Origin of the sequence: Thioclava atlantica (genome assembly GCF_000737065.1) — a bacterium.
Classification (GTDB): Bacteria; Pseudomonadota; Alphaproteobacteria; order Rhodobacterales; family Rhodobacteraceae; genus Thioclava; species Thioclava atlantica.
This window is the reverse complement of sequence record NZ_AQRC01000012.1, coordinates 1-25,230: the sequence shown is the minus strand read 5'-3', so window position 1 is coordinate 25,230 and position 25,230 is coordinate 1. Positions and strand designations below refer to the sequence as shown.

The 25,230-nt window shown below is 63.1% G+C and carries 25 protein-coding genes and 2 tRNA genes; 11 read left to right on the top strand and 16 right to left on the bottom strand.

All coding sequences use genetic code 11. The features are described from left to right. Positions 1–3: 3 nt before the first annotated feature. Both DW2_RS13935 and DW2_RS13930 read right to left on the bottom strand, forming a co-directional pair. Positions 4–831, bottom strand: coding sequence for an aldo/keto reductase (locus DW2_RS13935; RefSeq protein WP_038147595.1), 828 nt, complete (start codon positions 829–831; stop codon positions 4–6). 154 nt (positions 832–985) lie between these two features. After that, a tRNA-Ile gene (locus DW2_RS13930) sits at positions 986–1,062 on the bottom strand. A gap of 133 nt (positions 1,063–1,195) precedes the next feature. Here DW2_RS13930 and purM point away from each other — a divergent pair. The 4 genes from purM (at position 1,196) to rnd (ending at position 4,939) form a co-directional block, all read left to right on the top strand. After that, entirely contained in the window at positions 1,196–2,242 is a 1,047-nt protein-coding gene (gene purM / locus DW2_RS13925; protein WP_038147592.1) for a phosphoribosylformylglycinamidine cyclo-ligase, read from the top strand. Further along, on the top strand, positions 2,239–2,826 hold the full coding sequence (gene purN / locus DW2_RS13920; protein ID WP_038147589.1) for a phosphoribosylglycinamide formyltransferase: 588 nt from the start codon (positions 2,239–2,241) through the stop codon (positions 2,824–2,826). Before purM ends, purN begins: the two co-directional genes overlap by 4 nt. 71 nt (positions 2,827–2,897) lie before the next feature. After that, positions 2,898–3,650 (top strand): acetyltransferase domain-containing protein, encoded by a 753-nt coding sequence (locus tag DW2_RS13915; RefSeq protein WP_038147586.1) that lies wholly within the window; start codon positions 2,898–2,900, stop codon positions 3,648–3,650. Between the two features lie 125 nt (positions 3,651–3,775). Beyond that, complete coding sequence (gene rnd / locus DW2_RS13910; RefSeq protein ID WP_038147583.1) at positions 3,776–4,939, top strand: ribonuclease D; 1,164 nt, start codon at positions 3,776–3,778, stop codon at positions 4,937–4,939. 71 nt (positions 4,940–5,010) lie between these two features. On the opposite strand, the gene DW2_RS13905 is transcribed toward rnd, so the two are convergent. After that, complete coding sequence (locus DW2_RS13905) at positions 5,011–5,511, bottom strand: hypothetical protein (RefSeq protein WP_038147581.1); 501 nt, start codon at positions 5,509–5,511, stop codon at positions 5,011–5,013. Between the two features lie 139 nt (positions 5,512–5,650). On the opposite strand from DW2_RS13905, the gene DW2_RS13900 reads away from it, so the two are divergent. After that, on the top strand, positions 5,651–6,079 hold the full coding sequence (locus DW2_RS13900; RefSeq protein WP_038147580.1) for a SufE family protein: 429 nt from the start codon (positions 5,651–5,653) through the stop codon (positions 6,077–6,079). 242 nt (positions 6,080–6,321) lie between these two features. Here the strand turns inward: DW2_RS13900 and DW2_RS13895 are convergent, their stop codons facing one another. The 3 genes from DW2_RS13895 to DW2_RS13885 all read right to left on the bottom strand — a co-directional run bounded on the left by DW2_RS13895 (position 6,322) and on the right by DW2_RS13885 (position 10,084). Beyond that, a complete protein-coding gene (locus DW2_RS13895; RefSeq protein ID WP_038147578.1) occupies positions 6,322–7,755 on the bottom strand; it encodes an NAD(P)(+) transhydrogenase (Re/Si-specific) subunit beta in 1,434 nt (477 codons plus the stop codon). A gap of 13 nt (positions 7,756–7,768) precedes the next feature. Beyond that, positions 7,769–9,343: a Re/Si-specific NAD(P)(+) transhydrogenase subunit alpha gene (locus DW2_RS13890; protein WP_038147577.1), complete on the bottom strand. Its 1,575-nt coding sequence runs from the start codon at positions 9,341–9,343 to the stop codon at positions 7,769–7,771. Between the two features lie 288 nt (positions 9,344–9,631). Next, entirely contained in the window at positions 9,632–10,084 is a 453-nt protein-coding gene (locus DW2_RS13885) for a methyltransferase family protein (protein WP_038147575.1), read from the bottom strand. Positions 10,085–10,281: 197 nt separating this feature from the next. Between DW2_RS13885 and moaA the strand changes: the two genes are divergently transcribed. Then, positions 10,282–11,289, top strand: coding sequence for a GTP 3',8-cyclase MoaA (gene moaA, locus DW2_RS13880; protein WP_038147573.1), 1,008 nt, complete (start codon positions 10,282–10,284; stop codon positions 11,287–11,289). An 87-nt stretch (positions 11,290–11,376) separates the two neighbouring features. Continuing rightward, a complete protein-coding gene (locus DW2_RS13875) occupies positions 11,377–11,784 on the top strand; it encodes a universal stress protein (protein ID WP_038147572.1) in 408 nt (135 codons plus the stop codon). A gap of 3 nt (positions 11,785–11,787) precedes the next feature. On the opposite strand, the gene DW2_RS13870 is transcribed toward DW2_RS13875, so the two are convergent. From DW2_RS13870 to DW2_RS13840, 7 genes are all read right to left on the bottom strand, one after another. After that, complete coding sequence (locus DW2_RS13870; RefSeq protein WP_038147570.1) at positions 11,788–12,960, bottom strand: M20 aminoacylase family protein; 1,173 nt, start codon at positions 12,958–12,960, stop codon at positions 11,788–11,790. Between the two features lie 56 nt (positions 12,961–13,016). Beyond that, on the bottom strand, positions 13,017–13,856 hold the full coding sequence (locus DW2_RS13865; RefSeq protein ID WP_038147568.1) for a cell envelope integrity TolA family protein: 840 nt from the start codon (positions 13,854–13,856) through the stop codon (positions 13,017–13,019). Continuing rightward, positions 13,853–14,266 (bottom strand): ExbD/TolR family protein, encoded by a 414-nt coding sequence (locus tag DW2_RS13860; protein ID WP_038147566.1) that lies wholly within the window; start codon positions 14,264–14,266, stop codon positions 13,853–13,855. The genes DW2_RS13865 and DW2_RS13860 overlap by 4 nt, the downstream gene beginning before the upstream one ends. Continuing rightward, positions 14,263–14,646, bottom strand: a complete 384-nt coding sequence (locus DW2_RS13855; RefSeq protein ID WP_337588245.1) for an ExbD/TolR family protein — start codon at positions 14,644–14,646, stop codon at positions 14,263–14,265. The genes DW2_RS13860 and DW2_RS13855 overlap by 4 nt, the downstream gene beginning before the upstream one ends. Beyond that, positions 14,646–15,350 (bottom strand): MotA/TolQ/ExbB proton channel family protein, encoded by a 705-nt coding sequence (locus DW2_RS13850; RefSeq protein ID WP_081874997.1) that lies wholly within the window; start codon positions 15,348–15,350, stop codon positions 14,646–14,648. Before DW2_RS13850 ends, DW2_RS13855 begins: the two co-directional genes overlap by 1 nt. Positions 15,351–15,372: 22 nt before the next feature. After that, positions 15,373–15,448, bottom strand: a tRNA-Thr gene (locus DW2_RS13845). A gap of 48 nt (positions 15,449–15,496) precedes the next feature. Beyond that, positions 15,497–17,191 (bottom strand): ABC transporter permease, encoded by a 1,695-nt coding sequence (locus tag DW2_RS13840; protein ID WP_081874996.1) that lies wholly within the window; start codon positions 17,189–17,191, stop codon positions 15,497–15,499. A gap of 109 nt (positions 17,192–17,300) precedes the next feature. On the opposite strand from DW2_RS13840, the gene DW2_RS13835 reads away from it, so the two are divergent. Continuing rightward, the gene (locus DW2_RS13835; RefSeq protein WP_038147562.1) at positions 17,301–18,176 is read left to right on the top strand and encodes a hypothetical protein; all 876 of its coding nucleotides are present in this window, start codon (positions 17,301–17,303) and stop codon (positions 18,174–18,176) included. Positions 18,177–18,188: 12 nt separating this feature from the next. Here DW2_RS13835 and DW2_RS20310 read toward each other — a convergent pair whose 3' ends face one another. Further along, a complete protein-coding gene (locus tag DW2_RS20310) occupies positions 18,189–18,395 on the bottom strand; it encodes a DUF2312 domain-containing protein (RefSeq protein WP_038147560.1) in 207 nt (68 codons plus the stop codon). 200 nt (positions 18,396–18,595) lie between these two features. On the opposite strand from DW2_RS20310, the gene DW2_RS19835 reads away from it, so the two are divergent. The 3 genes from DW2_RS19835 to DW2_RS13815 are packed head-to-tail and all read left to right on the top strand — an operon-like array spanning position 18,596 to position 24,115. Then, entirely contained in the window at positions 18,596–20,029 is a 1,434-nt protein-coding gene (locus DW2_RS19835) for a site-specific integrase (RefSeq protein WP_038147558.1), read from the top strand. Continuing rightward, the gene (locus DW2_RS19470) at positions 20,010–23,354 is read left to right on the top strand and encodes a site-specific integrase (protein ID WP_081874995.1); all 3,345 of its coding nucleotides are present in this window, start codon (positions 20,010–20,012) and stop codon (positions 23,352–23,354) included. The genes DW2_RS19835 and DW2_RS19470 overlap by 20 nt, the downstream gene beginning before the upstream one ends. A gap of 14 nt (positions 23,355–23,368) precedes the next feature. After that, positions 23,369–24,115 carry a hypothetical protein gene (locus DW2_RS13815; protein ID WP_038147554.1) on the top strand — a complete coding sequence of 249 codons (747 nt, stop codon included), beginning with the start codon at positions 23,369–23,371 and terminating at the stop codon, positions 24,113–24,115. Positions 24,116–24,193: 78 nt separating this feature from the next. Here DW2_RS13815 and DW2_RS13810 read toward each other — a convergent pair whose 3' ends face one another. Then, the gene (locus DW2_RS13810; protein WP_038147783.1) at positions 24,194–24,451 is read right to left on the bottom strand and encodes a helix-turn-helix domain-containing protein; all 258 of its coding nucleotides are present in this window, start codon (positions 24,449–24,451) and stop codon (positions 24,194–24,196) included. A 635-nt stretch (positions 24,452–25,086) separates the two neighbouring features. Further along, positions 25,087–25,230, bottom strand: a 144-nt coding sequence (locus DW2_RS19465; RefSeq protein ID WP_156102981.1) for a transposase domain-containing protein, incomplete at its 5' end; no start/stop codon positions are given.

The following is a 25,230-nucleotide window of genomic DNA, read 5'->3' as shown; positions in this document are numbered from 1 at the left end:
CTCTCAGAACCTCGCGGTGGCCGGGTCCGGGCCGATCCGGCCCTCTCCGGCGTCGAGTTCCTTGATCTGCGCCATCTCCTCCTCGGTCAACTCGAAATCGAAGATCGAGATATTCTCGCGCAGCCGCTCGTGGTTCGCGCTTTTCGGGATCGAGACGCAGCCCAGCTGCATCTGCCAGCGCAGGATCACCTGCGCGGGCGACTTGGCGTAGCGCGCGCCGATCCGTTTCAGGTCCGGATGCGCGAGCGCCTCGCCCTGCCCCAGTGGCGACCAGCATTCGGTGGCGATCCCGAGCTTGCGATGCACCTCGCGTTGGGCGGCCTGCTGGAAGCGGGGATGCAGCTCGATCTGGTTGATCGCCGGGGCCTCGCCGGTTTCCTCGATCAGCCTCTCGAGATGGTCGGGCAGGAAGTTCGACACGCCGATCGCGCGCACCCGCCCCTCCTCGCGCAGACGGATCAGCGCCTTCCACGTCTCGACATAGAGGCCCTGATGCGGCATCGGCCAGTGGATCAGGTAGAGATCGAGCCGGTCGAGACCGAGCTTGCCCATCGTCTCGTCGAAGCCCCGCAGCGCGGCGTCATAGCCCTGCTTGTCGTTCCAGAGCTTGGAGGTGACGAAGATCTCCTCGCGCGGGAGATCGCATTCCGCGATGCCACGACCGACGCCCGCCTCATTGCCATAGGCGGCGGCGGTGTCGATATGGCGATAGCCCGCGCCGAGGGCGCTGCGGATGATGCCGGAAACCGCGCCATCCTCCATCTTCCAGACCCCGAGCCCGAGCTGGGGGATCCGGGTGCCATCGTTGAGGGTGATCGTCGGGACGGTCATCGCGCGCTCCTTGTTGCTGTCATCGGGCCAACAGCTAGCGCGCGGGCCGGTTCCGGACAGGACGCGCTCCGGGCTTCACATCCCGGCGAGATGCGGGAGCGGGTCGCGCCGGGGCTCGGGCGCACCGGATTTCCACGGGGAAGGAGAGGTGAACTGGTAGGCCCGGAGGGACTCGAACCCCCAACCAAGGCGTTATGAGCGCCCTGCTCTAACCAATTGAGCTACAGGCCCACCATTGCGTTTTCCTCTATCACGGAGGGCGCGGGCGTCAAGAAAAGCCGCGCATACGGGGGCTGAGACGTTGCGGGAGGCGTGGCATTACGCTAGGGCTTCGCCGCAAGAATCCCTGACGGAGTGCGCCGCGATGAGTGAGAAGAAGCCGGGCCTGACCTATGCAGATGCGGGCGTGGATATCGACGCGGGCAACGCGTTGGTCGAACGGATCAAGCCCGCGGCCAAGCGCACGCAACGCCCCGGCACGATGTCGGGCCTGGGCGGCTTCGGCGCGCTTTTCGATCTGAAGGCGGCGGGCTATTCCGACCCGATCCTCGTGGGCGCGACCGATGGGGTGGGCACCAAGCTGCGCATCGCGATCGACACCGGCAATGTCGACACGATCGGGATCGATCTGGTCGCGATGTGCGTCAACGATCTGGTCTGCCAAGGCGCCGAGCCGCTGTTCTTCCTCGACTATTTCGCGACCGGCAAGCTCGAGGTCGATCAGGCCGCGCGCATCGTCGAGGGCATCGCCGAGGGCTGCGCGCAATCGGGCTGTGCGCTGATCGGCGGCGAGACGGCGGAGATGCCGGGCATGTATTCCGAGGGCGATTTCGACCTCGCGGGCTTTGCCGTGGGGGCGATGGAGCGTGGCAGCGATCTGCCAAGCGGCGTGGCCGAGGGCGACGTGCTGCTCGGGCTCGGCTCGAACGGCGTGCATTCGAACGGCTATTCCTTCGTGCGCAAGGTGGTCGAGATGTCGGGCCTCGGCTGGGAGGCGGATTGCCCCTTCGGCGAGGGCACGCTGGGCGCGGCGCTGCTGGCGCCCACGCGGCTTTACGTCAAGCAATGCCTCGCGGCGGTGCGCGCGGGCGGCGTTCATGCGCTCGCCCATATCACCGGCGGCGGCCTGACCGAGAACCTGCCGCGCGTGCTGCCCGAGGGGATGGGCGCAAAGATCGACCTCGATAGCTGGGAACTGCCGGGCGTCTTCCGCTGGCTGGCCGAGACCGCGGCGATGGAGGAGCGCGAGCTGCTCAAGACCTTCAACTGCGGCATCGGCATGATCGTCGTGGTCGCCGCCGAGCGCGCGGACGAGATCGCGGCGCTGCTTGCGGCAGAGGGCGAGCAGGTCACCCGCATCGGTACGGTCACTGCGGGCGAGGGCGTGGCCTATGAGGGCCGCCTGCTGTGATCCGCGTCGCGATCCTGATCTCGGGCGGCGGGTCGAACATGGTCCGCCTCGTCGAGAGCATGGTGGACGATCACCCTGCCCGCCCGGTTCTGGTCGCCTCGAACGACGCCCGGGCCACGGGTCTCGACAAGGCCGCGCGGATGGGCGTGCCGACCGCGGCGATCGACCACCGCCCCTATGGCAAGGACCGCACCGGTTTCGAGGCCGAGCTTCTCAAGCCGATCCTCGCGGTAAAGCCGGACATCCTGTGCCTTGCGGGTTTCATGCGGGTCCTGACGCCCGAATTCGTCGAACGGTTCGCGGGCCGGATGCTGAACATCCATCCCTCGCTCCTGCCGAAATATCCCGGTTTGCACACCCACAGGCGCGCGATCGAGGCGGGCGACACGGAGGCGGGCTGCACCGTCCACGAAGTCACGCCGGTGCTCGATGACGGGCCGATCCTGGGGCAGGCGCGGGTGCCGGTCGAGCCGGGCGACACCCCCGACGAATTGGCCGCGCGGGTGCTGGTGCAGGAGCATCGCCTCTACCCGGCCGTGCTGCGCCGCTTCGCCGAAGGCAAACGCGAGCCGGTCTTTCTCTGAAAGCGGCACGCTCACGCCGAAATGCGCAAGGCCCGCTTGCGGGCGCGCCCGGCTTCGCGCATGAAAGCGGAATGGACACGCAGAGCCCTACCCCCCCGCGCGGACGGCTGATCCTGCCCGACCTGGTGCGGGCGGTGGCGCTGATCGGCATGGCGGCGTTCCACTTCACCTTTGATCTGGAGAATTTCGGCTTCGCGCCGCCGGGCACGATCTTCTCCGCCCCCTGGATGAACTTCGCGCGGCTCGTCGCGGGCACCTTCGTCTTCATGGCGGGGCTGAGCCTCGTGCTCGCCCATCGCCGCGGTTTCCGCGCGGGGCCGTTCTGGCGGCGTCTGGGCAAGGTGGCGGGCGCAGCGGCCCTGGTGAGCGCGGCGACCTATGTGATGATGCCGCAGGTCTTCATCTATTACGGCATCCTGCATTCGATCGCGGTCAGCTCGCTGATCGGGGCGGCGCTGCTATGGCTGCCCTGGCCCGTTCTCGCGGCGCTCGGGGCGGGCGCGATCTGGATACACCTCGCTTTCGTCTCGCCCGCCTTCGACCATCCCTGGCTGTGGTGGCTCGGGCTCTCGACCCATTGGCGGCCCTCGATGGATTTCGAGCCGGTCTTTCCCTGGCTCGGCCCCTTCCTGTGGGGGATGGCGGCGGCCAAGCTCTTCGAGCGGACGGGCCTTTGGGCGCGAGCCGCGCGCTACCGGCCCGAGGAGGTTACCGGCGCACTGAAGATCGCGCTCTTTGCGGGGCGCCATACCCTGCCGATCTATCTCATTCACCAACCCGTGCTCTACGGCCTCGTCTGGGCGGCCTACATGTTGCATCTCTGAGGCCGACTGGGCACTCGGGACACGCTTTTCAAGACCCGTTCCGCCCCACCCTTCCCTTTCCGCCTCCGAGCGTTTAGGGGAAATGGATCGAGCGGGATGACCCCGCACCATCTTGAAAGCACGATATGCAGACCATCACCACGACCGACGCCCTCGCAGCCTTCTGCGAAAAGGCGAAGTCCGAGCCCTACGTCACCATCGACACCGAGTTCCTGCGCGAGCGAACCTACTGGTCCAAGCTCTGCCTCGTGCAGATGGCACTTCCCGAGCGCGAGGGTCAGGATGACGATGCGGTGCTGGTCGATCCGCTGTCTGACGGGCTGTCGCTCGAGCCGCTCTACGATCTCTTCCGCCACAAGGAGACGGTGAAAGTCTTCCACGCCGCGCGGCAGGATCTCGAGATCTTCTTCACCGATGCGCAGGTCTTCCCCGATCCGCTCTTCGACACGCAGATCGCCGCGATGGTCTGCGGCTTCGGCGAGCAGGTGGGTTACGAGACGCTGGTGCGCAAGATCGCCAAGCAGTCGCTCGACAAGTCGTCGCGCTTCACCGACTGGTCGCGCCGCCCGCTGACCGAGGCGCAGAAGAAATACGCGATCGCCGATGTCACCCATTTGCGGGTGATCTACGAATTCCTGTCGGAGCAGCTCAAGAAGTCGGGCCGCGAGCCCTGGGTCGAGGAGGAAGAGGCGGTCTTGCTGAACCCCGAGACCTATATCAACCGCCCCGAGGATGCGTGGACGCGGGTGAAGACCCGGACCAATTCGGGCCGCTTCCTCGCCATCGTGCGCGAGCTGGCGCGGTTCCGCGAAGGCTATGCCCAGAACCGCAACATCCCGCGGAGCCGAATCTTCAAGGACGACGCGCTGCTTGAGCTGGCCTCGACCAAGCCGACCTCGATCGACGAGCTTGGCCGCTCGCGGTTGCTGCTGCGCGAGGCGCGGCGCGGCGAGATCGCCGAAGGCATCCTGAACGCGGTGAAGGAAGGGCTCGAAGCCCCCGCCGACAAGCTGCCGCGTCCCTCCGACCAGGCGCAGCAATTGCAGGTCGACACCGCGCTTGGCGACCTTCTTCGGGTGCTTCTGAAGGCCAAGAGCCAGGAGACCGGCGTCGCGGCGAAACTGATCGCGACCTCGTCGGATCTGGACCGGATCGCGGCCGGCAAGCGTGATGTCCCCGCGCTTCATGGCTGGCGTGCGGAAGTCTTCGGCAAGGATGCGCTGCGGCTCGCCAAGGGCGAAGTCGCGCTGACGGCGGATAGCGGCGCGGTGCGGTTGATCGACGTCTGACACCGGCGCGCAGCCTCCGGGGCATCCCCCGGGCCGTGCCTGCCGTCGTCACACCAGGTCAGTGAAGTGGCTTACCGCTGCACCGAACGTGCATTGCCCACGCCTTCGACCACGATCTTGCGCACGCCTTCGAGCTTGTAGTTGCTCAGGAAGGCGGCGGCGGAGAGCTCGCGCGATTGCGGCGTCGAGACGCGGCGCGCATCGAGGCTCTCGGCGGGGGGCGGAGTGACCATGAAACGATAGGTCAGCGTGCCATTCGCATCCGGCAGCCCGTCGTTGAGCGCGACCAGATCGGTATCCCAGAAGCCCTGCGTCGGAGGCAAGCCGATCGCGGTGATGATGGCCCCCGTCGGGATCTTCTCGACGCTCAGGCTCGAGACCGTGGCGACCGGCTGCTGGCCGGGCTTGCCGACCTTGACCGGGTAGCCGCCGCGCGGCGCGAGCGTCGTCGCCTGCGCCTCGGCGCGATCCTTGCCGAACCAGTTGAACGGGTTGAGCCTGCTCTCGCGGATCGTGCCGCAGCCGGCGGTGGCGAGGGTCAGGGCAAATGCCGCGATCAGGGCTTTTTTCATGGTTGCTCCGGAGCTGTCCCTGACCTCTGGTAGCCGATCGCGCGGCTTTTGAAAAGGCGCGTCTGGACGCTGGCTTCGCAAGTCGCTAGGCAAGGGGCGTCCCATGGGCGGCGCCCCCTAGATCCGGAGGATGCGAGAGATGGCCAGCGAAGCGTTTGAAGAGATTGCCGAGACCTTCGAATTCCTCGACGACTGGGAGGATCGCTACCGGCATGTGATCGAGCTCGGACGCGAGATGGCACCGCTCGACGAGGCGGTGAAGGTGCCCGCGACCAAGGTCGAGGGCTGCGCGAGCCAGGTCTGGCTCCTGCCCCGGATCGAGGGTACGGGCCCGCAGGCGATCTTCGATTTCGACGGTGAGAGCGACGCGATGATCGTGCAGGGGCTGATCGCGATCCTGCACGCGCTCTATTCCGGGCTGAGCGTCACCGAGGTTCTCGAGGTCGATGCCGCCGCCGAGCTGGGCCGGTTGGGGCTGAACGAGCATCTCTCGGCGCAACGCTCGAACGGGCTGCGCGCGATGGTCGAGCGGATCCGGAAATTGGCTGGCGAAGCGGCGAGCGCCTAAGTCGGCACCTCTCCATTAAACGCTTGGCGCGGGGCGACCAGCCCCGGGCTGCGCCCGACCCTCCCCCCGGGAGAGCGCGTTGGCGATGGCTCGCGGGTTCAAGCGACATTCGGGCTTTTGAGATAAAGCGTAGACCTCAAGGGCAGCAAAGCGCCCACCCAAGGGTCGGGCGCAGCCCTTGTCCCTCCAAAGAAAAACGGCCGGTCCAGCGACCGGCCGTTTCCATTTCCTTTGCCCGAAGATCAGTCGATCAGCGGCAGCAGCGAGTTCACCGAGTTCTTCGCATCGCCATAGAACATCCGCGTGTTCTCCTTGTAGAAGAGCGGGTTCTCGATGCCCGAATAGCCCGTGCCCTGACCACGCTTCGAGACGAACACCTGCTTGGCCTTCCACACTTCGAGAACCGGCATGCCGGCGATCGGCGAGTTCGGGTCTTCCTGGGCTGCGGGGTTCACGATGTCGTTCGAGCCGATCACGATCACCACGTCGGTATCGGGGAAGTCCTCGTTGATCTCGTCCATTTCCAGAACGATGTCGTAAGGCACCTTCGCCTCGGCCAGAAGCACGTTCATGTGGCCCGGAAGGCGACCGGCGACCGGATGGATCGCGAAGCGCACCTCCTTGCCGGCGGCGCGCAGCTTGCGGGTCAGTTCCGAGACCGCCTGCTGGGCCTGCGCCACCGCCATGCCGTAGCCCGGCACGATGATGACCGAGTCGGCATCCTTGAGCGCGTTCGCCACGCCGTCCGCGTCGATCGACACCTGCTCGCCCTCGACCTCCATCGCGGGGCCCGAGGTATTGCCGAAGCCGCCGAGGATGACCGAGATGAACGAGCGGTTCATCGCCTTGCACATGATGTAGGACAGGATCGCACCCGAGGAGCCGACCAGCGCACCGGTCACGATCAGCAGATCGTTGCCCAGCGAGAAGCCGATCGCCGCCGCGGCCCAGCCCGAATAGGAGTTCAGCATCGAGACCACGACCGGCATGTCGGCGCCGCCGATGCCCATGATCAGGTGGAAACCGATGAAGAAGGCTAGGAGCGTCATCGCGATCAGCGCCCAGGCCCCTGCCCCGTTGAGGAAGGCGATGAGCAGCAGAACCGAGAGGATCGCGGCGGTCGCGTTGAGCATGTGACCGCCGGGCAGCTTCGTGGCCTTCGAGGTCACCTTGCCCGCGAGCTTGCCGAAGGCGACCACGGAGCCGGTGAAGGTCACCGCCCCGATGAATACGCCGAGGAACAGCTCGACGCGCAGGATCGACAGCTCCACCGGGCTCTTATGCGCGAGGATCGCGGCGAAACCGGTCAGCGAAGCGCGTGCGGCTTCGTCCATCGCGCCGACGCGCGCGGCCTCGATATAGGCGTTATAGCCCACGAAGACCGCCGCGAGGCCCACCAGCGAATGCATCGCGGCGACGAGCTGCGGCATCTCGGTCATCTGCACGCGGTTCGCGACGAACCAGCCGATGATGCCCCCCGCCGCGATCAGAACGACCGAAAGCAGCCACAGGCCCGAGCCGGGACCGATCAGCGTGGCGACAACCGCCAGCGCCATGCCCACGATGCCGTACCACACGGCGCGTTTCGCGCTCTCCTGCCCCGAGAGGCCGCCGAGCGAGAGGATGAAGAGAACAGCCGCGACGACATAGGCGGCGGTCGAGAATCCGTTTTCCATAATCCCGGCCCCCTTACGATTTCTGGAACATGGCGAGCATGCGCCGGGTGACCATGAAGCCACCGAAGATGTTGATCCCGGCCATGAAGACCGAGAGCGCGGCGAGCAGGATCACGAGCCACGAGCCCGAGCCGATCTGCAGCAACGCGCCGAGAATGATGATCGAGGAGATCGCGTTCGTGACCGCCATCAGCGGCGTGTGCAGCGAATGCGAGACGTTCCAGATCACCTGGAAGCCGACGAAGCAGCTCAGCACGAAGACGATGAAGTGCTGCATGAAGCTGGCGGGCGCGACGAGGCCCACGCCGAGCAGCAGCACCGCGCCGATCGTGATCAGCGTGACCTGGTTCTTGGTCTGCTTCTTGAAGGCCGCGATTTCCTGCGCCCGTTTTTCCTCGGGCGTCAGTTCCTTCGGCTTCTCGGTCGGCTTCTTCGCCGCGATCGCAGCCACCTTCGGCGGCGGCGGCGGGAAGGTGATCTCGCCCTGATAGGCGACGGTCGCGCCGCGGATCACATCGTCTTCCATGTTATGGACGACGACACCGTCCTTCTCGGGCGTCAGATCCGTCATCATGTGACGGATATTGGTCGCGTAGAGGGTCGAGGATTGCGTGGCCATGCGCGAGGGGAAGTCGGTATAGCCGACGATGGTCACGCCATTGTCGCTGACGATCTTCTCGTCGGGCCTGGTCAGTTCGCAGTTGCCGCCGCGCTCGGCGGCGAGGTCGACGATGACCGAGCCGGGCTTCATCGCCTCGACCATGTCCTTGGTCCAGAGCACCGGGGCGTCGCGGCCCGGGATCAGCGCGGTGGTGATGACGATGTCGATATCGGGCGCAAGCTCGCGGAATTTCTTGAGTTGCGCCTCGCGGAACTCCGGCGAAGAGGGCGCGGCGTAGCCACCGGTGGTGGCGCCGTCGGTCTGCTCTTCCTCGAATTCGAGATAGACGAATTCGGCGCCCATCGACTCGATCTGTTCCGCCACCTCGGGACGCACGTCGAACGCATAGGTGATCGCACCGAGCGAGGTCGAGGTGCCGATCGCGGCGAGACCCGCCACACCTGCACCGACCACGAGGACCTTCGCCGGGGGCACCTTGCCCGCCGCCGTCACCTGGCCGGTGAAGAAGCGGCCGAAATTGTTGCCCGCCTCGATCACCGCGCGATAGCCCGCGATATTGGCCATGGACGACAATGCGTCCATCTTCTGGGCGCGCGAGATCCGCGGCACCATGTCCATCGCGATCACGTTCGCGCCGGTCTTCTCGGCGGCCTTCAGCAGCGCCTCGTTCTGCGCCGGATAGAAGAAGGAGATCAGGGTCTGGCCGGGCTTGAGCCGCTTGACCTCGGTATCGGTCGGCGGACGGACCTTGATCAGGAAATCCACCTCCTTGAAGAGCGCGGCGGCGGTCTTGATCACGGTCACGTTGGCGGCTTCATAGGCCTCGTCGGTGAAGCCGGCCTTCAGGCCCGCCCCCGTCTCGATGAAGCATTCATGGCCCAGCTTCTGCAGTTGCAGAGCCGAGTCGGGCGTCATGGCGACACGCGCCTCGCCCTCGAAAATCTCCTTCGGAGCTCCGATTTTCACTCTAACTCCCCCTTCGATAGCGGCCCGCTTCTCTCACGAATTTGCGAGCCCGGAATCTGGCGACGCCTTCCTTAGCATCGCGCAAGAATGTTTCACAAGCACGGATAGGGCGTAAAAGGATCTTAATCGCTTTGAATGATTTCCTTTCCTGATTGTATACCTAAGAATACTGTATTTATTCGGTGTTTTTCATTTCAATTCAGTCACTTGAAGGCGCGCGGACGCCAGGAACCTCAGCAGTCGCGAAAAAGAGAAATTTTCCGCTGAAACATTTTCATCACGCCGCACTCAGATCCAACGCCGCACCCGGGACCTGTAGGCGGCGTATTCCTCGCCGAAATGGGCCGCGATCGTCGCCTCCTCGCCGCGGATGTAGCGCCAGGTGAGAAACCACATGAACACCGGCACGAGCGCCAGCGCGTAGGGGGCGTTCCACCACAGGGCCGCACCGGCGAGCACGAGCGCATCGCCCAGATAGATCGGATTGCGCGAAAGCGAGAACACCCCGCCGGTCACCAGCGCATGGGGATCGCGCCGGGGAATGAACGTCGTGCGGTGCAGCAACATCTGAATGAGCGCCGCGCCCATCAGAACCAGCCCGATCAGGATGAGGGCCGCGCCGATGATGGGCTCGAAGGGGAACGCCATGGGCATCACCTGCCCCAGCTTCCATACCAGGGCGAGGCACAGGCCCAGCCAGAGCGGCGGAATGTCGACATCACGCCAGAGATCGAGGAGCATGAAACCTCCCGGGCAGCGCGGAAAGCGGAGCCACGGCTCGCCGGTCCCGCCCGGGCCCGGATTGCCGCACACCCTTCCCGCAAGGGTTGTATCGCGACCATAGCCCCGATGCGGCGCCCGCGCCATCCCCGTGCACACCCCCCTGTGTGGCGGCTTGCCCCTTGCCGCCCCCTTGGCCGCGCATTACCTTCTCGCGCATGACATACGCGCCCCTCATCGACCCGTTTGCCCGTCCGATCGACTATCTCCGGGTCTCGGTCACCGACCGTTGCGATTTCCGCTGCACCTATTGCATGGCCGAGCATATGCAGTTCCTGCCCAAGAAGGAATTGCTCACGCTCGAGGAACTCGACCGACTGTGCAGCGCCTTCGTCGAACTCGGTGTGAAGAAGCTGCGGATCACCGGGGGCGAGCCGCTGGTGCGGCGTGACATCATGACCTTCTTCCGCGCCATGTCGCGCCATCTCGAGAGCGGCGCGCTGCGCGAGCTGACGCTGACCACGAACGGCTCGCAGCTCGGACGCTTCGCAGCCGATCTCCATGCGCTCGGGATGCGGCGGATCAACGTGTCGCTCGACACGCTCGATGCCGACAAGTTCGCGCAGATCACCCGCTGGGGCCGGCTCGAACAGGTCAAGGAAGGGCTCGAGGCCGCCAAGCGGGCAGGCCTGAAGGTCAAGATCAACACCGTCGCGCTCAAGGGCTTCAACGAGGACGAACTGTTCCCGCTGATCGACTGGTGCGCGAATGAGGGCCATGACCTGACCTTCATCGAGGTCATGCCGATGGGCGAGATGGGCGACGACTTGAGGCTCGATCAGTACTGGCCGCTTTCCGATCTGCGCAAACGTCTGGCCGAGCGGTTCACGTTGACCGAGCTTGCCGAGAGCACGGGCGGGCCGGCGCGCTATGTCCGGCTCGAGGAAACCGGGCAGAAGATCGGCTTCATCACGCCCCTCACCCATAATTTCTGTGAGAATTGCAACCGGGTGCGGGTGACCTGCACGGGCGAGTTGTTCATGTGCCTCGGCCAGGAAGACAATGCCGATCTGCGCGCCCCGCTGCGCGCGAGCGCGGATGACGCCGCGCTGATCGAGGCGATCCGCGGCGCGATCGCGCGCAAGCCCAAGGGCCACGATTTCGACTATTCGCGCCAGACGGTCTCGGGCCGGATGACGCGCCATATGAGCCATACCGGCGGCTGAGGACCGGCCTCAGGTCGACCTGACCTGAATCAAGGCACCGCAGGTCCGCTCGGGCGAGTGTACACGCCAGACAAGCGGAGTGAGACCATGTATTCGAATATCCTCGTGCCGGTGGCTTTCGACGAAGAGCACAATCCCGACGCCGCGCTCAATGTCGCGCGCGCCCTGTCCAGCGACGGCGCGCGGGTGACGCTGCTGCATGTGATGGAGGACGTGCCGGCCTACGCGATCAGCTACATGCCCGAAGGGTATGCCGTGGAGCTGCAGGGCGCCATCGAGAGCGAGCTGAGATCGCGCGCCGCCGAATTCGATGACGGGGCCTGGAAGATCCTCGCGGGCCAGGCCGCGCATGAGATCCTGACCTATGCCGAGGAGATCGGCGCGGATTGCATCGTCATCGCCTCGCACCGCCCCGGCTTCGGCGACTATCTCATCGGCTCGACCGCCGGGCGCGTGGTGCGTCACGCGACCTGCGCGGTCATGGTGATGCGCTGAGCCTCACTCCGCCGCGAGCCGCGCCTCGACCAGCCCGACGAACCAGCTCGCACCCGCGGGCAGGATCGCGTCGTTGAAATCGTATTGCGCGTGATGGAGCGGGGCGCTGTCGCCATTGCCGATGAAGCCATAGGCACCCGGGCGCGCCTCGAGCATATAGGCGAAATCCTCCGCTCCCATCATCGGATCGACCATCCGGTCGACCTCTCCGGCCACCGCCTCGGCCACCTGCGCCGCCGCCTCGGCCCGCTCGGGATCGTTGCGGGTGACGGGATAGCCGCGCCGGTAATCGACGCTGGCGCGGGCATTGTGGGTGGCGGCGACCCCTTGGGCGATCTCGCGCAGACGGGTCTCGGCCAGATCGCGGGTCTCGGCGCTCATCGTGCGCACCGTGCCGCCGAGCTTGACCGAGTTCCCGATCACGTTGAGCGCCTGCGAGTCGCTCTCGAGCGTGGTCACGGAAAGCACGATCTCCTGCAGCGGGTCGGCGGCGCGCGCGACGATGCTTTGCAGCGCGAGGATCAGATGCGCCGCGACCGGAACCGGGTCGACGGTCTCTTGCGGTTTCGCCGCATGGCCGCCCTTGCCCTCGAGTGTGATCTCGAAGAAATCGGCCGCCGCCATCATCGCGCCGGGACGGATGCCGAAACTGCCGGGCGCCATGCCGGGCATGTTGTGCAGCGCATAGACCTCCTCGATCCCGAACCGCTCCATCAGGCCGTCGCGGATCATCTCTCGCGCGCCCGCCCCGCCCTCTTCGGCCGGCTGGAAGATCACCACCGCGCGGCCCGCAAAGGCCCGCGTCTCGCACAGATATTTCGCGGCCGAGAGCAGCGTCGCGGTATGGCCGTCATGGCCGCAGGCATGCATCTTGCCCGGCACCTCGGAAGCATGCGGCGCGCCCGTTTTCTCGCGCACCGGCAACGCATCCATATCGGCGCGCAACCCGATCACCCGCGGGCCCGATGCCCGTGCGCCCGTCCCTGCGATCACGCCCACGACGCCCGAGCGGCCGATCCCCTCGACCACCTCGTCGCAGCCAAAGGCGCGCAGCAGATCGGCCACGCGCGCGGAGGTGCGCGGCAGGTCATAGAGCAGCTCGGGGTTGCGGTGGAAATCGTGACGCCATTCCACCGCTTCGGGCAGCATCTCGGCAAATCGGTTCTTGATCGGCATGGCGGCTCCTTGGTTCGCGCACACCCTGCATTGGCCGCGCGGCAGGTGCAAGCGCGTCAGCGGAAGGCCATCGGGAGCGTGAAGGCGTAGCTCGGTTGGTCCAGCCTGGCGGGCGCGGCGGGAAAGCGGCGCGCGCGGCGCACCGCATCGAGCGCGGCCCGGTCGAGGGCGGGCTTGCCCGACCCTTGCGCGACCGAAACTCCCAGCAACCGCCCGTCCTGTCCGATCCGCAATGCCAGCAGGACCCGGCCCGGTCCCGCGCCGGCGGGCGGGGTCTTGTGGCGCTCGATCGCGGCGCGGATCTCGCCGCCCCAGCTTGCGATCAGGGCGCGTTCGGCCCCAGGCGACAGCGTGGCCGAAACGCCCGGTTGCGACGCTCCGGCCGCGCCCTGATCCCCCTGCCCCTTGGCGGTCTGTTCCGGCTGGGCTGGCGCAGGGCGCGAGGCCGTCTTCGCTTTCGGGGCAGATTTTGGCTGCGGATCGGGGCGCGGCGGTTTCTCGGGCGGACGTTGCGGCGCCGGCGCTGCAGGCGCGGCCTGCGCGGGCAGCGGCGCGTCGGGCTGCGGCGGTGCGGTGAGCGCGGGCAGCGGCGTTGCGGAGGGGGGCGCGGTGGGGGGTGCGGGGGCCTCGTCGGGGACGGGCAGGTTCGCGCTTGCCTGCCGGGGCTCGGTCGGGGTCATCTGCGGCGCCTCGGTCGCGGTTGCAGGCGGTGTCTCCCACTCGGCCACCCGCGCGGCCATCGCCGGCGAGGACGGCGCGAGCGAAATCAGCGCCTCGCCCGCGTTCCCGGCCGATTGCGCCCCCTCCGCTGGCGGGCGCCAGATCGCGAAGGCCGCCGCATGAAGCGCGAGCGCGGCCAGAACCGCCAGCGCGAAAGCCAGCCGCCGCGCGCTCATTTGCCCCGCACCACCAGGTCGAGCGAGGTGAAACCCAGCCCGCCCAGTTCCGGCATCAGCCGGGCCAGCGTCTCGCCCGAGAGCGCCGCATCGGCGCGCAAGGTGAGCCGGTCCGCGCAGTCCCCGCATTGCGCGCGCGCCTCTTGCGCTGCAGCGCCAAACGCTGCGAGCGCCCCCTCTCCCCGCGTCGAGCCGAAACCCAACTCGCCATCGGCACCGACAAAGAGCGTCAGCCCTGCGGCGTCGGCCTCGCCCTCCCCGCTTGCCTCCGGCGGGGTGACCGCGAACGGCGCCGGGCGCGCGAGCGTCGCGGCCAGCAGGAAGAAGATCAGAAGCAGGAACACCACATTGATCATCGGCAGGAGCGGCTCGGGGAGGCTGCGCCGCGGAGGGTCGTCGAACAACCTCATGGCACGAGCACCAATTGCGAAAGCCCCGCCGCGCGCAAGGCGTCGATCACCGCGGTCACCGCCGACAGATCGCCGCCCTTTGGGCGCAGCACGACCGGATCGGCGGGGGCGTCCATCAGCGGCTCGAGATCGCCCGCCAGATCGGCGAGCGCGACGCTCCGGCCGTTGAGGCTGAGCTCGCCTTGCGCCCCGATATCGACAAGGCGCGGGGGGCCGGACCAGGTGGCCTGCGCGCCGGTTCCGCCAAGCGAGAGCTGCAAGGTCCGCTCCACCCCGAAGCGCGAGGCGAGCATGAAGAACACGAGCAGCAGGAACACCACGTCGATCATCGGGGTGAGCGCCGGGCGGCGGCGCGGGCGATCGGGCCCGAAGGAAAACATCACTCCGCCGCGGCGCGGGGCCGCTCCTCGAGCGCCTTCGCAGCTTCGGATTTCGGCGCGCGGGCGAAGATCCGCGTCGCCGCATCCTCCATGTCGTGGCGCAGCCGGTCCACCACCGCATCGAAGCCCGACAGCGCGATCTGCGCCGGGATCGCGACCGCCATGCCCGCAGCGGTCGTGAGCAGCGCCTCCCAGATGCCCCCCGCGAGCGTCGCGGGATCGGCCTGAACGCCCGCCTCCTGCAGGGCGCGGAAGGCCGCGATCATGCCCGCCACCGTCCCCAGAAGCCCCAGAAGCGGGCCGATCACCACCGCCAGTTCGAGCCCCCGCAATCCGCTCCGGGCACGGGCGAGAAGCGCACGCGCGACCCGGGCCGTCTCGGCCTCGGCCCCGTCGCGGTGAAGCTGCGGGTCGCGCAGGGCGGACATCGCGGCACGGGCCAGTTGCGCGCGCAGCGAGCGGCGGCCCGAGAGCCGTGCCTCGGCAGCGTCGATATCGCCACGCGACCAGGCCTCGATCGCGGCCTGCGTATGCGCCCCGCCCGACCAAGCGCCAGCCGCGAGCAGGTCCCAGATTTTCCAGAGGATCAGCGCAAGCGAGAGAACCGAGAGCAGGGCGATCGCCCACATCGCCGGCCCGCCCAGGATGAGCGCGTCAAGCATGCGGCCCGGGATCGAGCCGGGGATCTGGCCGGTGGTGCCCATCGCGCCCCCTCCAGGAAACAACTGGTGCCGGCGGAGGGACTCGAACCCCCGACCCCCTGATTACAAATCAGACGCTCTACCAACTGAGCTACGCCGGCGCATCTTGCCCGCAATAGCGTGACGCGCGCGGCCACGCAAGCGGCGGCTTAGCCGCGCCGGCCGAGATTGGCGCGCGCAAGGATCGCCACCGCGACAAGGCCGACCGCGCTCACCAGCAGGGCCGCGGGCGAGGCGTCGCCGAGGTTCTCGAGGCTCGCCTTTTCCTGCGTGCGGGTGGCCAGCGTCTCGAAGTTGAACGGGCGCAGCAGCAAGGTCGCGGGCAGCTCCTTCACGCAATCGACGAAGACGAGGAGCAGCGCCGAGGCCACCGAACCGCGCATCAGCGGCAGGTAGAGCACGCGCAACACGCCGCCCGGCGTGCGGCCAAGCGAGCGTGCGGCCATCGGCAGCGAGGGCGGCACCCGCCCGAAAGCGGCATCCGAGGCCCCCTGCGCGATCGCGAAGAAACGCACCACATAGGCGAGGATGATCGCCGCCGCCGAACCGGTGAGCAACAGCCCCGGATCGTGCCCGGTCAGCGCGAGGATGGTATCGGCCAGCGCATGATCGACACCGGCGAGCGGGATCAGGATGCCGACCGCGAGCACCGCGCCCGGCGCGGCATAGCCGAGCGTCGTGAGCGGCAGCACGAGACGCGGCAGTCTGCGCCCCGAAAGCCGCACGCCATAGACCATGAAGAGCGCGAGGCTCACCGTGATCAGCGCCGCCATCCCGCCCGTGAAAAGCGTGTGCCAGAGCGCAAGCCCGAGGCCGCGACCGAACCACGCCTCGGGGTTGGCAGCCGCATGCGCGCCCATCACCGCGACCGGCAGGACAAAGCCCATCGCCACCGGCACCGCGCATAGCAGCGCCGCCCCCCAGGCGGCCGGACCGCGCAGCTGTTGCGGCAGGACCGGGCGGGACTGTCGCGCGGTCTGGAAATAACGCACCTTGCGCCGCGAGGCTTTCTCGAGCGCGAAGAGCGCGAAGACGATCCCGAGGATCACCAGCGCGATCTGCGCCGCCCCCCCGGCATTTCCGCCCGACAGCCATGTCGCGAAGATCCCCGTGGTCAGGGTCTGCACGCCGAAATGATCGACCACCCCGTAATCGGCCACCGTCTCCATCATCGCGATCGCCGCCCCGGCTGCGATCGCGGGGCGCGCGAGCGGCAGGCCGACGCGCCAGAACAGGCGGAAGGGTCCGGTGCCGAGCGCGCGCGCGACCTCGTAGCTCGCCCCCGATTGCTCGCGCAGCGCGGCGCGGGTGATCAGGTAGATATAAGGGTAGAGCGCCGCGGCGAGCACGACGACGGCCGCCTCGCGCGAACGGATCTCGGGAAACCAGTAGTCACGCGCCGATGCCCAGCCGAAGGCCTCGCGCAGGGCCACCTGGACGGGGCCGGAATAATCGAGAAAGTCGGTCAGCGCATAGGCCCCGACATAGGCCGGGATCGCGAGTGGCAGGAGAAGCAGCCATTCGAGCAGCCGGTGACCGGGAAAGCGGTACATCACCACGAGCCAAGCCGCGCCCGCCCCCACCGCAGAGGCAAGCGCGCCGACGCCCAGCGTGAGGACCGCCGTGTTGACCAGATAGCGCGGCAGGGTCGTCGCGATCAGATGCGGCCAGACATTCTCGCGCGGATCGAGCGCCATCCACCCCACCGCGAGGATCGGCGCGACGATCAGCGCCGCGATGGCCAGTGCGCCCAGCGACCACAAGGTCGTCCCCCGAGCGCGGCCCGCGGCCTGCGAGAGGCGCTGACCGCGCCCGATTGCCTGAGTGGTTTGGTCGGAATTCATGTGCTCCGGTCTAACCCGAAACGCGTTTGCCTGTCCAGAATTCCGAAGCTAGAGTGAGCCGAAATCATAAGAGCTTGGACACCAAGCGAATTTCCAAGGGGTGCGGAGCATGAAGGTCGTATTTCATCTCGGGGCGCATTCCACCGACGAGGACCGGATCGTCCGCGTATTGGCCGGCAATCCCAAGGTGCTTGAGCAATACCATATCGCCGTGCCGCCGCCGCGCCGGTACCGGATGGTGCTGCGCGACGCGCTCGTCTCCCTGAAGGGCGGGCCCGCCGGGCAGGACGTGCAGGATGCGATCCTCGAAGCCTGCACGGACGAGCCCTCGATCGAACGGCTGGTCTTCAGCCACGAATTCTTTCTGTGCATCCCCGAACGGGTGGTGACCGAGAACGGGTTCTACGTGATGGCGCCGGGCAAGCTCGCCCCGCTGGCCAATCTCTTTCCGCAATCCGAGACCGAGTTCCACCTCGCCCTGATCAACCCCGCGAGCCTGATCCCGCAGCTCGCGCAGCGGCTGCCCAAGGCGAGCTACGATCAACTGATGGCCGGGCATGATCCGCGCGACCTCAGGTGGGAGCCGGTGATCCGCGAGATGGCGGCGGCCGCAGGCGGGCGGCGCTTCGTGGTCTGGTGCAACGAGGATCTGCCGATGATCTGGCCCGAGGTGCTGCGCTCGGTCGGGGGACTGCCCGAGACCCAGCCGCTGCAGGGCGAGCTGATGATCCTCGAGCAGATCATGCCGCCCGACGGAATCGCGCGTCTCAAGGAATATCTGCAAAGCCGGCCGCCGAAATCCGCGCTTCAGCGGCGCAAGGTCGTCTCGGCCTTCCTCGACAAGTTCGTCCGGCCCGAGGCGATCGAGATCGAGGCGCCCCTCCCCGGCTGGACCGAGGCGCTGGTCGAGGAAATCACCGAGCAATACGATGCCGACGTGGCCGAGATCGCGCGGATCCCGGGGGTCGAGTTCATCGCACCCTGATCGGGGGTGGGCTCAGCCCATCCCCAATGCGGATTTGTAGAGATCGAGGATCGCCTCTTCCTCGGCCAGATCGTTCTTGTCGCGCTTGCGCATCGCGATCAGCTTCTTCATCACCTTGGTGTCGTAGCCTTTTACCCCCGTCTTGCAAAATGTATTGCGGGGCCTATCACCGCACCATAGGCTGAAAGTATGGTCGAAATCGCGGACACCAAAAAACATCTCCACACAGTGAAAGGTTCGAGGGGAGCGAGCGCGCCAAGCGCGGAGCCCTCAAATAGCTCAAGCGCTTGGCGCGCGTCACCGCTGCCACCCGGATCCTTCGAGCGCTCTAGCCATCGCAAGCACGACCTAATTGAAGAGTTAGCGAAATCTCAGCTGATTGGCTTTCGGCCGACGAACTCAGAACCACAGGTGCCTGCATGACAATCAGCCGATATCCTTTCGCTGTTATCGTCACTTTAGCCGTCAAGGACGTCGCTCTCTCCGCGGTCCCAGTGATCTTCCACGAAGGTTCGGATGGCTCGACCATAGAACTGGACCCGCTGGCATGCTCCTGGGCCATCAGCCTGTCCCAATTCGTGAAGTTCCCGACCGTGTTGCGAAGCGTCCAAACACTGTGCCGGTTCATTAACTTCTCAAGGCTTTTCGGAGATGGATCACCCCAAAGCGTCGATGAGCAGACAGCACTGATCTTTACCTATCTCGACTACCGAAGAGCTGGCACCGAACGCATGGCAGCCGGACACCCTCTTCGTCCCTTGGAATGGAAACCAGTCTCGCGAAATACTATCAGGATTGAGTTCACCGACTTGATCCGTTTCTTCCAGTTCATCGAGGAGACAAGTGCCGGTGATACCCGTGCCCTCGGAAACAAGGTCCTTTCTCTGCCTCGCGCCAAGCTCTCTACTCTGGTGAAGGCTCAGTCATCTTCGAGAGACATGTTGGTGCACCTTAACAAATCTCGCTCGTTCTGGGAAAAACATCGCTCGACTTCCACTATGCAGATGCCATCACGCGGTCGCATCAACCCCACGCTGAGAACAGTCCGACCTTTTCCGCCAAAATCAGAAGTTGACCTCATTATTGAAAGGGAAGCGAACCCGGTGTTCCGCGCACTTTGGCTCGTTTTGGCCTACGGTGGTTCACATCGTGTGTCCGAGATGCTCAACTTGTGGCAAGCCGACGTTTTACCCGGTGAGTATCGTAGCGAGTTTTTCGGCTCCTATTTCGACGATGAAGGGCCTTTAGTTCTAATCGCCCATCCGACCGATAGCACCTACTTGGGAGACTTTCAGAATAGAGGAAAGCAGACCCGCGAAGCCTTCATGATCGAACGCTACGGGTTTCGCCCGCGCAGCACATTACCGAATAGACATAAACTATATGCCGGCTTTAAGACCAAAGTTCTGTCCGGCCTACATTCTACGGCAGATACGTATTGGTTGAGCAAGAAGGCAGCTCAACAGTTCGACGAATGCGCCGATGAAATTCGAGCCTTCCACCTACACCACCGAACAAGCCGGTATCACCCGTATTTCTTCGTGAACATGCTCACCAAGGGTTCGCACTATGGCTCGCCGATAAAAAAATCGCGTGTTGATGCAGCTTGGAAAGCCGCATGCAAGCGGGTCGGTATAGAGCCCAATATTCGGGGCAGGAATATTCAGGGCCTTCGCCACTTTACTAAAGCCTATGCCGAAGAGCTGGGACTCCCGCCTCGATTGATCCAAGTCATGAGAGGAGACACCAACATACAGTCTCAAGAAGATTACGGCGTTAGCATCGACGCACTACGGACAGCTCTAAAGCGCGGTTTTCCGCAGGAGAAAACTAATGACTATTTTGGAATCTGATGACGGGAAGTTTGTCGTCAATAGCGGGCAGGAACTCTTCATTCGTCGGAAGATTTCATACGATGACTTAATTTGCGCCATAGGTGCCTCCGAGCAGCTTTATAGAGAAGCATTGCATTCGACACTATCAGGCCCAGCGGATGAAGCACATAGGCACCCCTTTAATTCAGCAAAGCGAAAGCCAAAAACCAAGGGGAATAACGATAAACTAATCCGGTCATCCACAGAAACCGCGAATACCAGAAAATTCTTCTACATAAAGAGCTTCGCGCTCTGCAAAGATTGGCTACAGCAAGAAGGGTATCTGCCATCCAAGAATTTCCGAGGTCAACCCTATAGCCGTCTACCGAAAGGCTTCCCCATTGCTCAAAACTTCTTTGAAATGTCTGATACAAAACTGGACTCCTTTCTATCCAAACACATTCTTGAACCCGATACACGTGTCGGGCTCACAGCTGGGTTTCTTGAAGCCAGCCTGGAGATAGACTTCGATCAGGTCATCAAAGACCTTGAAAGGCAGGAATCCGATCGAGTTGATATACCGACGGCGCTGAACCATTTACTTGAAGACGCTCTCAAGGTTGAGAAGGACCAAAACAAGAAGCCTGGGTTCAGCGCGATCCGCCGTGCTCAACTACATATTTTGCACTACTTGGCGCACGACGGACAGATACTTCTGCCAACATCAAGAATGGCAGATACCCGGAGCGCGATGTCAAATCTCTATCCGGCAATTATGCGAGGACCAGTTATTCTCCGCATGACCCGTCAGAGGACATCCGAGTTTCTTCACGCGCACCAATATATTAGAACAAATCACGCATGTCGATCAGTATCTCCACTTAACAATTTTTCTATTTTCTGTGGGACGACATACTTCGATAGTTCTGGATTTGAACCAGAATATCTTTATATGACCAGAGGCGTGATGAAGGGAGAAAGGCACGACCTCAGGTTATATCTGAACGGATGTGCAAACTTTCACGGGATAACCTCAGACACGACCCGACAGTGGATGCAGAAGTTCAAAGAGCGCAAATCAAAAGCATACATGGAAGCCCCTCTCGCCTTTTTTACTGAGGAGCCATATAAAATAAAGATCGCGATGTCAGTTCAAGTTCGCAACTTCGAAGAAAAAACCGGAAAGAAATTCCCTGACTCATTTCCGCCCGAGATAGTATCCTGGGCCCATGATCTTGACAGGCTTGTTAAACTCGCACCACGTCGAAAATTCGATGAAATTTATCGATCCTGCCGACTTTGGTTAATGTATATTTTCATGCTTAGAAATCCGCCACGTGATTTCGCCGAAGTAGTTAGGTCTGAGCACATATCCGGTCATTCCAAACAAGGGATTTTTACATTCAAAGCCGCTCTGGAGCAATGGGGAGTTACAACTCGCGAACCGCTTAGAAGCTTGCAGCAACTCTTTGACTTGTGGGCAAGCGATCAGAAGGGCGAGTATCGAAATCCAATCCAATCCGGAAGGGATTGGAGGAACCCACCCAAAAAATTTGGAACAGGTCGAAAAGCCATTCCAACTTTGATCGTAGAGACATTAATCGAAGAAAATGCAAAGCCCGACGATGACGGATTACCATATGCCCGGTATAGACGGTGGAAGTCAGGAAGCAAGGGGCGTTCACTCATTAAGCTTGACGGAAAGCAACCCGAGGAAATCATTCCCGCAACGGCGGCTGCACTCGACTGCATCCTAAATTTTGGCATGCGCAGTTCATCCGCCAGATGGATGGACTCGGGGCAAGGAGACGAATTTAGTGTCGAAAAGATGAGTCGCGCACTCGTTCAGAACACTAACATCAGCGCCACGAAAGGAAGGCGTGCTGGAGCCATTCAAATAATGGATATATCTGATGACAATCAGATTTTCTCTCTACTCCTCTTGAAGACCAAGAACGATCAACCGCTTGAGATTCCGTTCCTACCGGATGACATACACGGGAGGCTCGAATACATCGCTGACGCACAATCACTGCACAACCCAATCTCTGAACCCGTGGCGGCTGTAGATGAAAAATCCTCCGCCAGCCTTCAGGCGAACAATTTATATATTTACCCTCTCTTCTTGAACCCGCTAACTGGTGAAGATCCAATCTCCGCTAATTCTCTACATTACTGGTGGCGCGAGCTGCTAAAGATATGTGAGGATATAGTTCATGAGAAGCGGGTCAAAGAGCTTGGGCCGAACGCGGTAAGGCTCACGTTCTTCGACAAGTCAGGAAGCCCTGTTTGGGACATCCACAGCATTCGGGTGGCTGTTGCCACGACGCTGCTGGATCAAGGAGTGCCGCCTACTGTTGTGCAGCACTTCTTGGGTCACGCATCACTCGTAATGACTCTACACTATCATGCCTACAGTCCTGAACGGGTGCACGCTGAAATCAACGCCGCACGCGAAGCACGACGTGTGAAGGCCGCCCGAGCGCTGTCTGAAGCGGAGAGCGAAGAGGAACTCGATTCGATTATCCACGGGCTGTTCGGCGGGCTCGCCGCACAAGTCGGATCGGGGGAAGGTTTGCAGCTGGCCAAAGAGCTACTCACCAAGCGCGGCCCGCTGGCAAACTCCCCAGACGCCATCTCTGTGTTTAGCCATGGTATATGTCCTGGTGCGTCGTGTTCGTCCGGCGGAGAGAAAAAGGGGAACTATTACTTCGGGGTTCATCGCGACAAGGCATGCTCGCGGTGTCGTTTCAGACTGACAGGGCCCGCATTCCTTAACGGACTGGTAATGAACGCGAACATCTTGATCTTGGAGATTGGCGACTCCGTTCGCAAGGAACAACAGCTGAATATGGAACTCTTGAACGCCGGCCGTGAAGGCGAGCCTGTCGGCGTTATCGAAACCAGGATCTCTCAGGAGCGGAGCTTTCGAGACGAACTCTGGGCGGACTGGGCAGCTGAATATAAGACGATCGAAGAGTGCGTGAAGCTACAGGAACAAGAGAATTCATCGATGCCTGTCGAGCTAGGACACGTTTCGCATTACATCAGAGAGGGCGACCTTTTTGACCTCGTCCAGACGATCGTGTCAAATACTGATATGATCGTTGGTGCACGCATGGACATGCCAACCGGCTTAGTCGAACGAAGAAATGAGATGCTCTGGGAGATTGCGGCGCGCAACGGAGACGTTGGACAGTATCTGCTCTCATTGCCAGAGATCGAACGAAAAGAGGCAATGGACCGTTATGGGGCACTTTTAGCGGCTGTGCCCGAAAACCGCCGCGCAGAAGTTTCGGTCAGCTCGCTCCGAGAGCAATTGGAGAACATGCCCCCAACTTTCCTTGAGCCCACCTACGGATGAGGCGGTTGTAGATCATGGAGCCGACAACAAGCAGTGTCATTGAGGCGCGCCTAAGAAACGAAGCACAGGAATTTGCGCAACCTGAGCGACGCATCGCGACGATCGATAGATTGACAGTCGCTTGCAGCGCCATCGCGCGCGGCGAACTTGTCAGAGCTCAGGACGGAAGCCAAAATCGCCACGACCCAAGATTGCTCCGCATTACTGCGCAGAACATAGCAGCGTATGCCAAGCGCCAAGGTTGGAGCGGACCTACCAGGACTTTCCTAAGCAACAGAAGCAATGGCCTGATAGAATATATTCGCGCTCGAGAAAATGAGCGTGCCGCTGTTGGTGCGGAGCAGAAGAGAAAGCCGAAGACGCAGTATGAAAGCCTTCTGGACCAGATTGAAGATATTGAGACGCGGCAATTTTTCAGACATCAACTCGAGCTCCGAAAGAAAATCGAGCAAGAATTAAATATGATCAAGAATGGATTAAAACGCATCCCGCAGATCGACCTTCAGACATTGCTATTGGCAGCACGCAAGCCGGGCACTGACAGGACATTTCTTCACTCAGATATGTCGAACGGAGATATTGCGGAGGAGCACCTGTCGTCCATCCAAAGCATGCTGAATCGTTTCGACGACATCGATAGGCTACGCCATCTCGGGCTGAAGATGGACCAAGGGGACATTCTCAGCTTCAGCAATTCCCTCGTCGTGTCGAAGTCTGAATTGGACGCGCTTCGATCAATCTTAGGAAGATCAGATAATTAAGCCAAATTTCGTTCGCTATGGCTTTGGCCAGGAGTATTGGCCTTGTGTGGATCAGTCGTGAGCCGGGAAACTTGCCGATCATAACCTCTCGTCATCGCTCACCTCGACAGCGACCCGCTTGGTCAGATCTTCGGGCAGGACACCGATCGCGCGGGACAGTATGACAAGTTCCACCACGTCGATCCTACGCTCGCCGCTTTCAATCCTGGCAACGAGCGACTGATGGCACCGCAGCCGCAGCGCGAGGTCAGCTTGCGTCAGCCCCGCCCGCTTCCTCTCGTCTACAAGTAACTGGATCAGTGCAAGCTGTCCTGCACTTCTGATTGTTTTCGGCAAAGCAACCAACATCTAAAGGATCATGGTTGCCGTAATCTGCTTTTCAGATTATCTAAAATTCAGATAATTCGCAGGCGAGCCAAAGTGATGACTATTCGGAAGCAAAACACGATCGCACTGGCTCTTAGAGAGGCTCGCCGTGCGCGGGACGGAGAGCTTCTAAGGGTGCTCCAAGAACCGAAGGACGCTGAAGCGTTCGCTCGACTTGTCGATCACCCTTACCTTCTATCTTTAGCTGAGCTGGTCACAAACCACTGCACTAGCTTGGTTGGAGCCCGGTTGCTTATCGAAAACCTTCTCGCAGTGCCGGTTGAGCGGACACTCTTCCAACCGGCTGTTCTCTGATTGCGGCTTCGTCAAGTGCGGATCGCGACGTCCGTCCGGGTCATGGTTCTCTCCGAGGTCGCAGCCTTTGCGCCTCACAATGGTGTTCGAGGGCGGATTGTCTCCAATGTCGTTAGCGGGGTTAGGATGATCGTTCGCCCCAACGTGTCTTGCGAGATCAATCTGCCTCCGTCCCATCAGGACTTCGCTTCCCGCCTTTCCGGCGAGAATTCAGATCAAGCAGTGGCCTCCTTCGTCCAGTGATACTCGGTTTCGTTCTTCGTAAGCGGCGGCTGCATCCCACCCCAGGTTCAGCTTGACGGCTTGAAGTTCCACGGGAGAAGTTCATCAATGCGGCCTTGCGGATGGCCGGCGGCGATGGCTTCGAGGGTGGCCTTGAGATAGGCGAAGGGCTCGACGCCGTTGATCTTTGCGGTCTCGATGAGCGACGCGAT

Excerpts from the sequence above, each read along its gene's own strand:
- DW2_RS13935 (WP_038147595.1), bottom strand. The coding sequence starts at position 831 with ATGACCGTCCCGACGATCACCCTCAACGATGGCACCCGGATCCCCCAG.
- purM (WP_038147592.1), top strand. The coding sequence starts at position 1,196 with ATGAGTGAGAAGAAGCCGGGCCTGACCTATGCAGATGCGGGCGTGGAT.
- DW2_RS13915 (WP_038147586.1), top strand. The coding sequence starts at position 2,898 with ATGGACACGCAGAGCCCTACCCCCCCGCGCGGACGGCTGATCCTGCCC.
- rnd (WP_038147583.1), top strand. The coding sequence starts at position 3,776 with ATGCAGACCATCACCACGACCGACGCCCTCGCAGCCTTCTGCGAAAAG.
- DW2_RS13905 (WP_038147581.1), bottom strand. The coding sequence starts at position 5,511 with ATGAAAAAAGCCCTGATCGCGGCATTTGCCCTGACCCTCGCCACCGCC.
- DW2_RS13900 (WP_038147580.1), top strand. The coding sequence starts at position 5,651 with ATGGCCAGCGAAGCGTTTGAAGAGATTGCCGAGACCTTCGAATTCCTC.
- DW2_RS13895 (WP_038147578.1), bottom strand. The coding sequence starts at position 7,755 with ATGGAAAACGGATTCTCGACCGCCGCCTATGTCGTCGCGGCTGTTCTC.
- DW2_RS13885 (WP_038147575.1), bottom strand. The coding sequence starts at position 10,084 with ATGCTCCTCGATCTCTGGCGTGATGTCGACATTCCGCCGCTCTGGCTG.
- moaA (WP_038147573.1), top strand. The coding sequence starts at position 10,282 with ATGACATACGCGCCCCTCATCGACCCGTTTGCCCGTCCGATCGACTAT.
- DW2_RS13875 (WP_038147572.1), top strand. The coding sequence starts at position 11,377 with ATGTATTCGAATATCCTCGTGCCGGTGGCTTTCGACGAAGAGCACAAT.
- DW2_RS13870 (WP_038147570.1), bottom strand. The coding sequence starts at position 12,960 with ATGCCGATCAAGAACCGATTTGCCGAGATGCTGCCCGAAGCGGTGGAA.
- DW2_RS13865 (WP_038147568.1), bottom strand. The coding sequence starts at position 13,856 with ATGAGCGCGCGGCGGCTGGCTTTCGCGCTGGCGGTTCTGGCCGCGCTC.
- DW2_RS13860 (WP_038147566.1), bottom strand. The coding sequence starts at position 14,266 with ATGAGGTTGTTCGACGACCCTCCGCGGCGCAGCCTCCCCGAGCCGCTC.
- DW2_RS13855 (WP_337588245.1), bottom strand. The coding sequence starts at position 14,646 with ATGTTTTCCTTCGGGCCCGATCGCCCGCGCCGCCGCCCGGCGCTCACC.
- DW2_RS13850 (WP_081874997.1), bottom strand. The coding sequence starts at position 15,350 with ATGGGCACCACCGGCCAGATCCCCGGCTCGATCCCGGGCCGCATGCTT.
- DW2_RS13840 (WP_081874996.1), bottom strand. The coding sequence starts at position 17,191 with ATGAATTCCGACCAAACCACTCAGGCAATCGGGCGCGGTCAGCGCCTC.
- DW2_RS13835 (WP_038147562.1), top strand. The coding sequence starts at position 17,301 with ATGAAGGTCGTATTTCATCTCGGGGCGCATTCCACCGACGAGGACCGG.
- DW2_RS20310 (WP_038147560.1), bottom strand. The coding sequence starts at position 18,395 with ATGTTTTTTGGTGTCCGCGATTTCGACCATACTTTCAGCCTATGGTGC.
- DW2_RS19835 (WP_038147558.1), top strand. The coding sequence starts at position 18,596 with ATGACAATCAGCCGATATCCTTTCGCTGTTATCGTCACTTTAGCCGTC.
- DW2_RS19470 (WP_081874995.1), top strand. The coding sequence starts at position 20,010 with ATGACTATTTTGGAATCTGATGACGGGAAGTTTGTCGTCAATAGCGGG.
- DW2_RS13815 (WP_038147554.1), top strand. The coding sequence starts at position 23,369 with ATGGAGCCGACAACAAGCAGTGTCATTGAGGCGCGCCTAAGAAACGAA.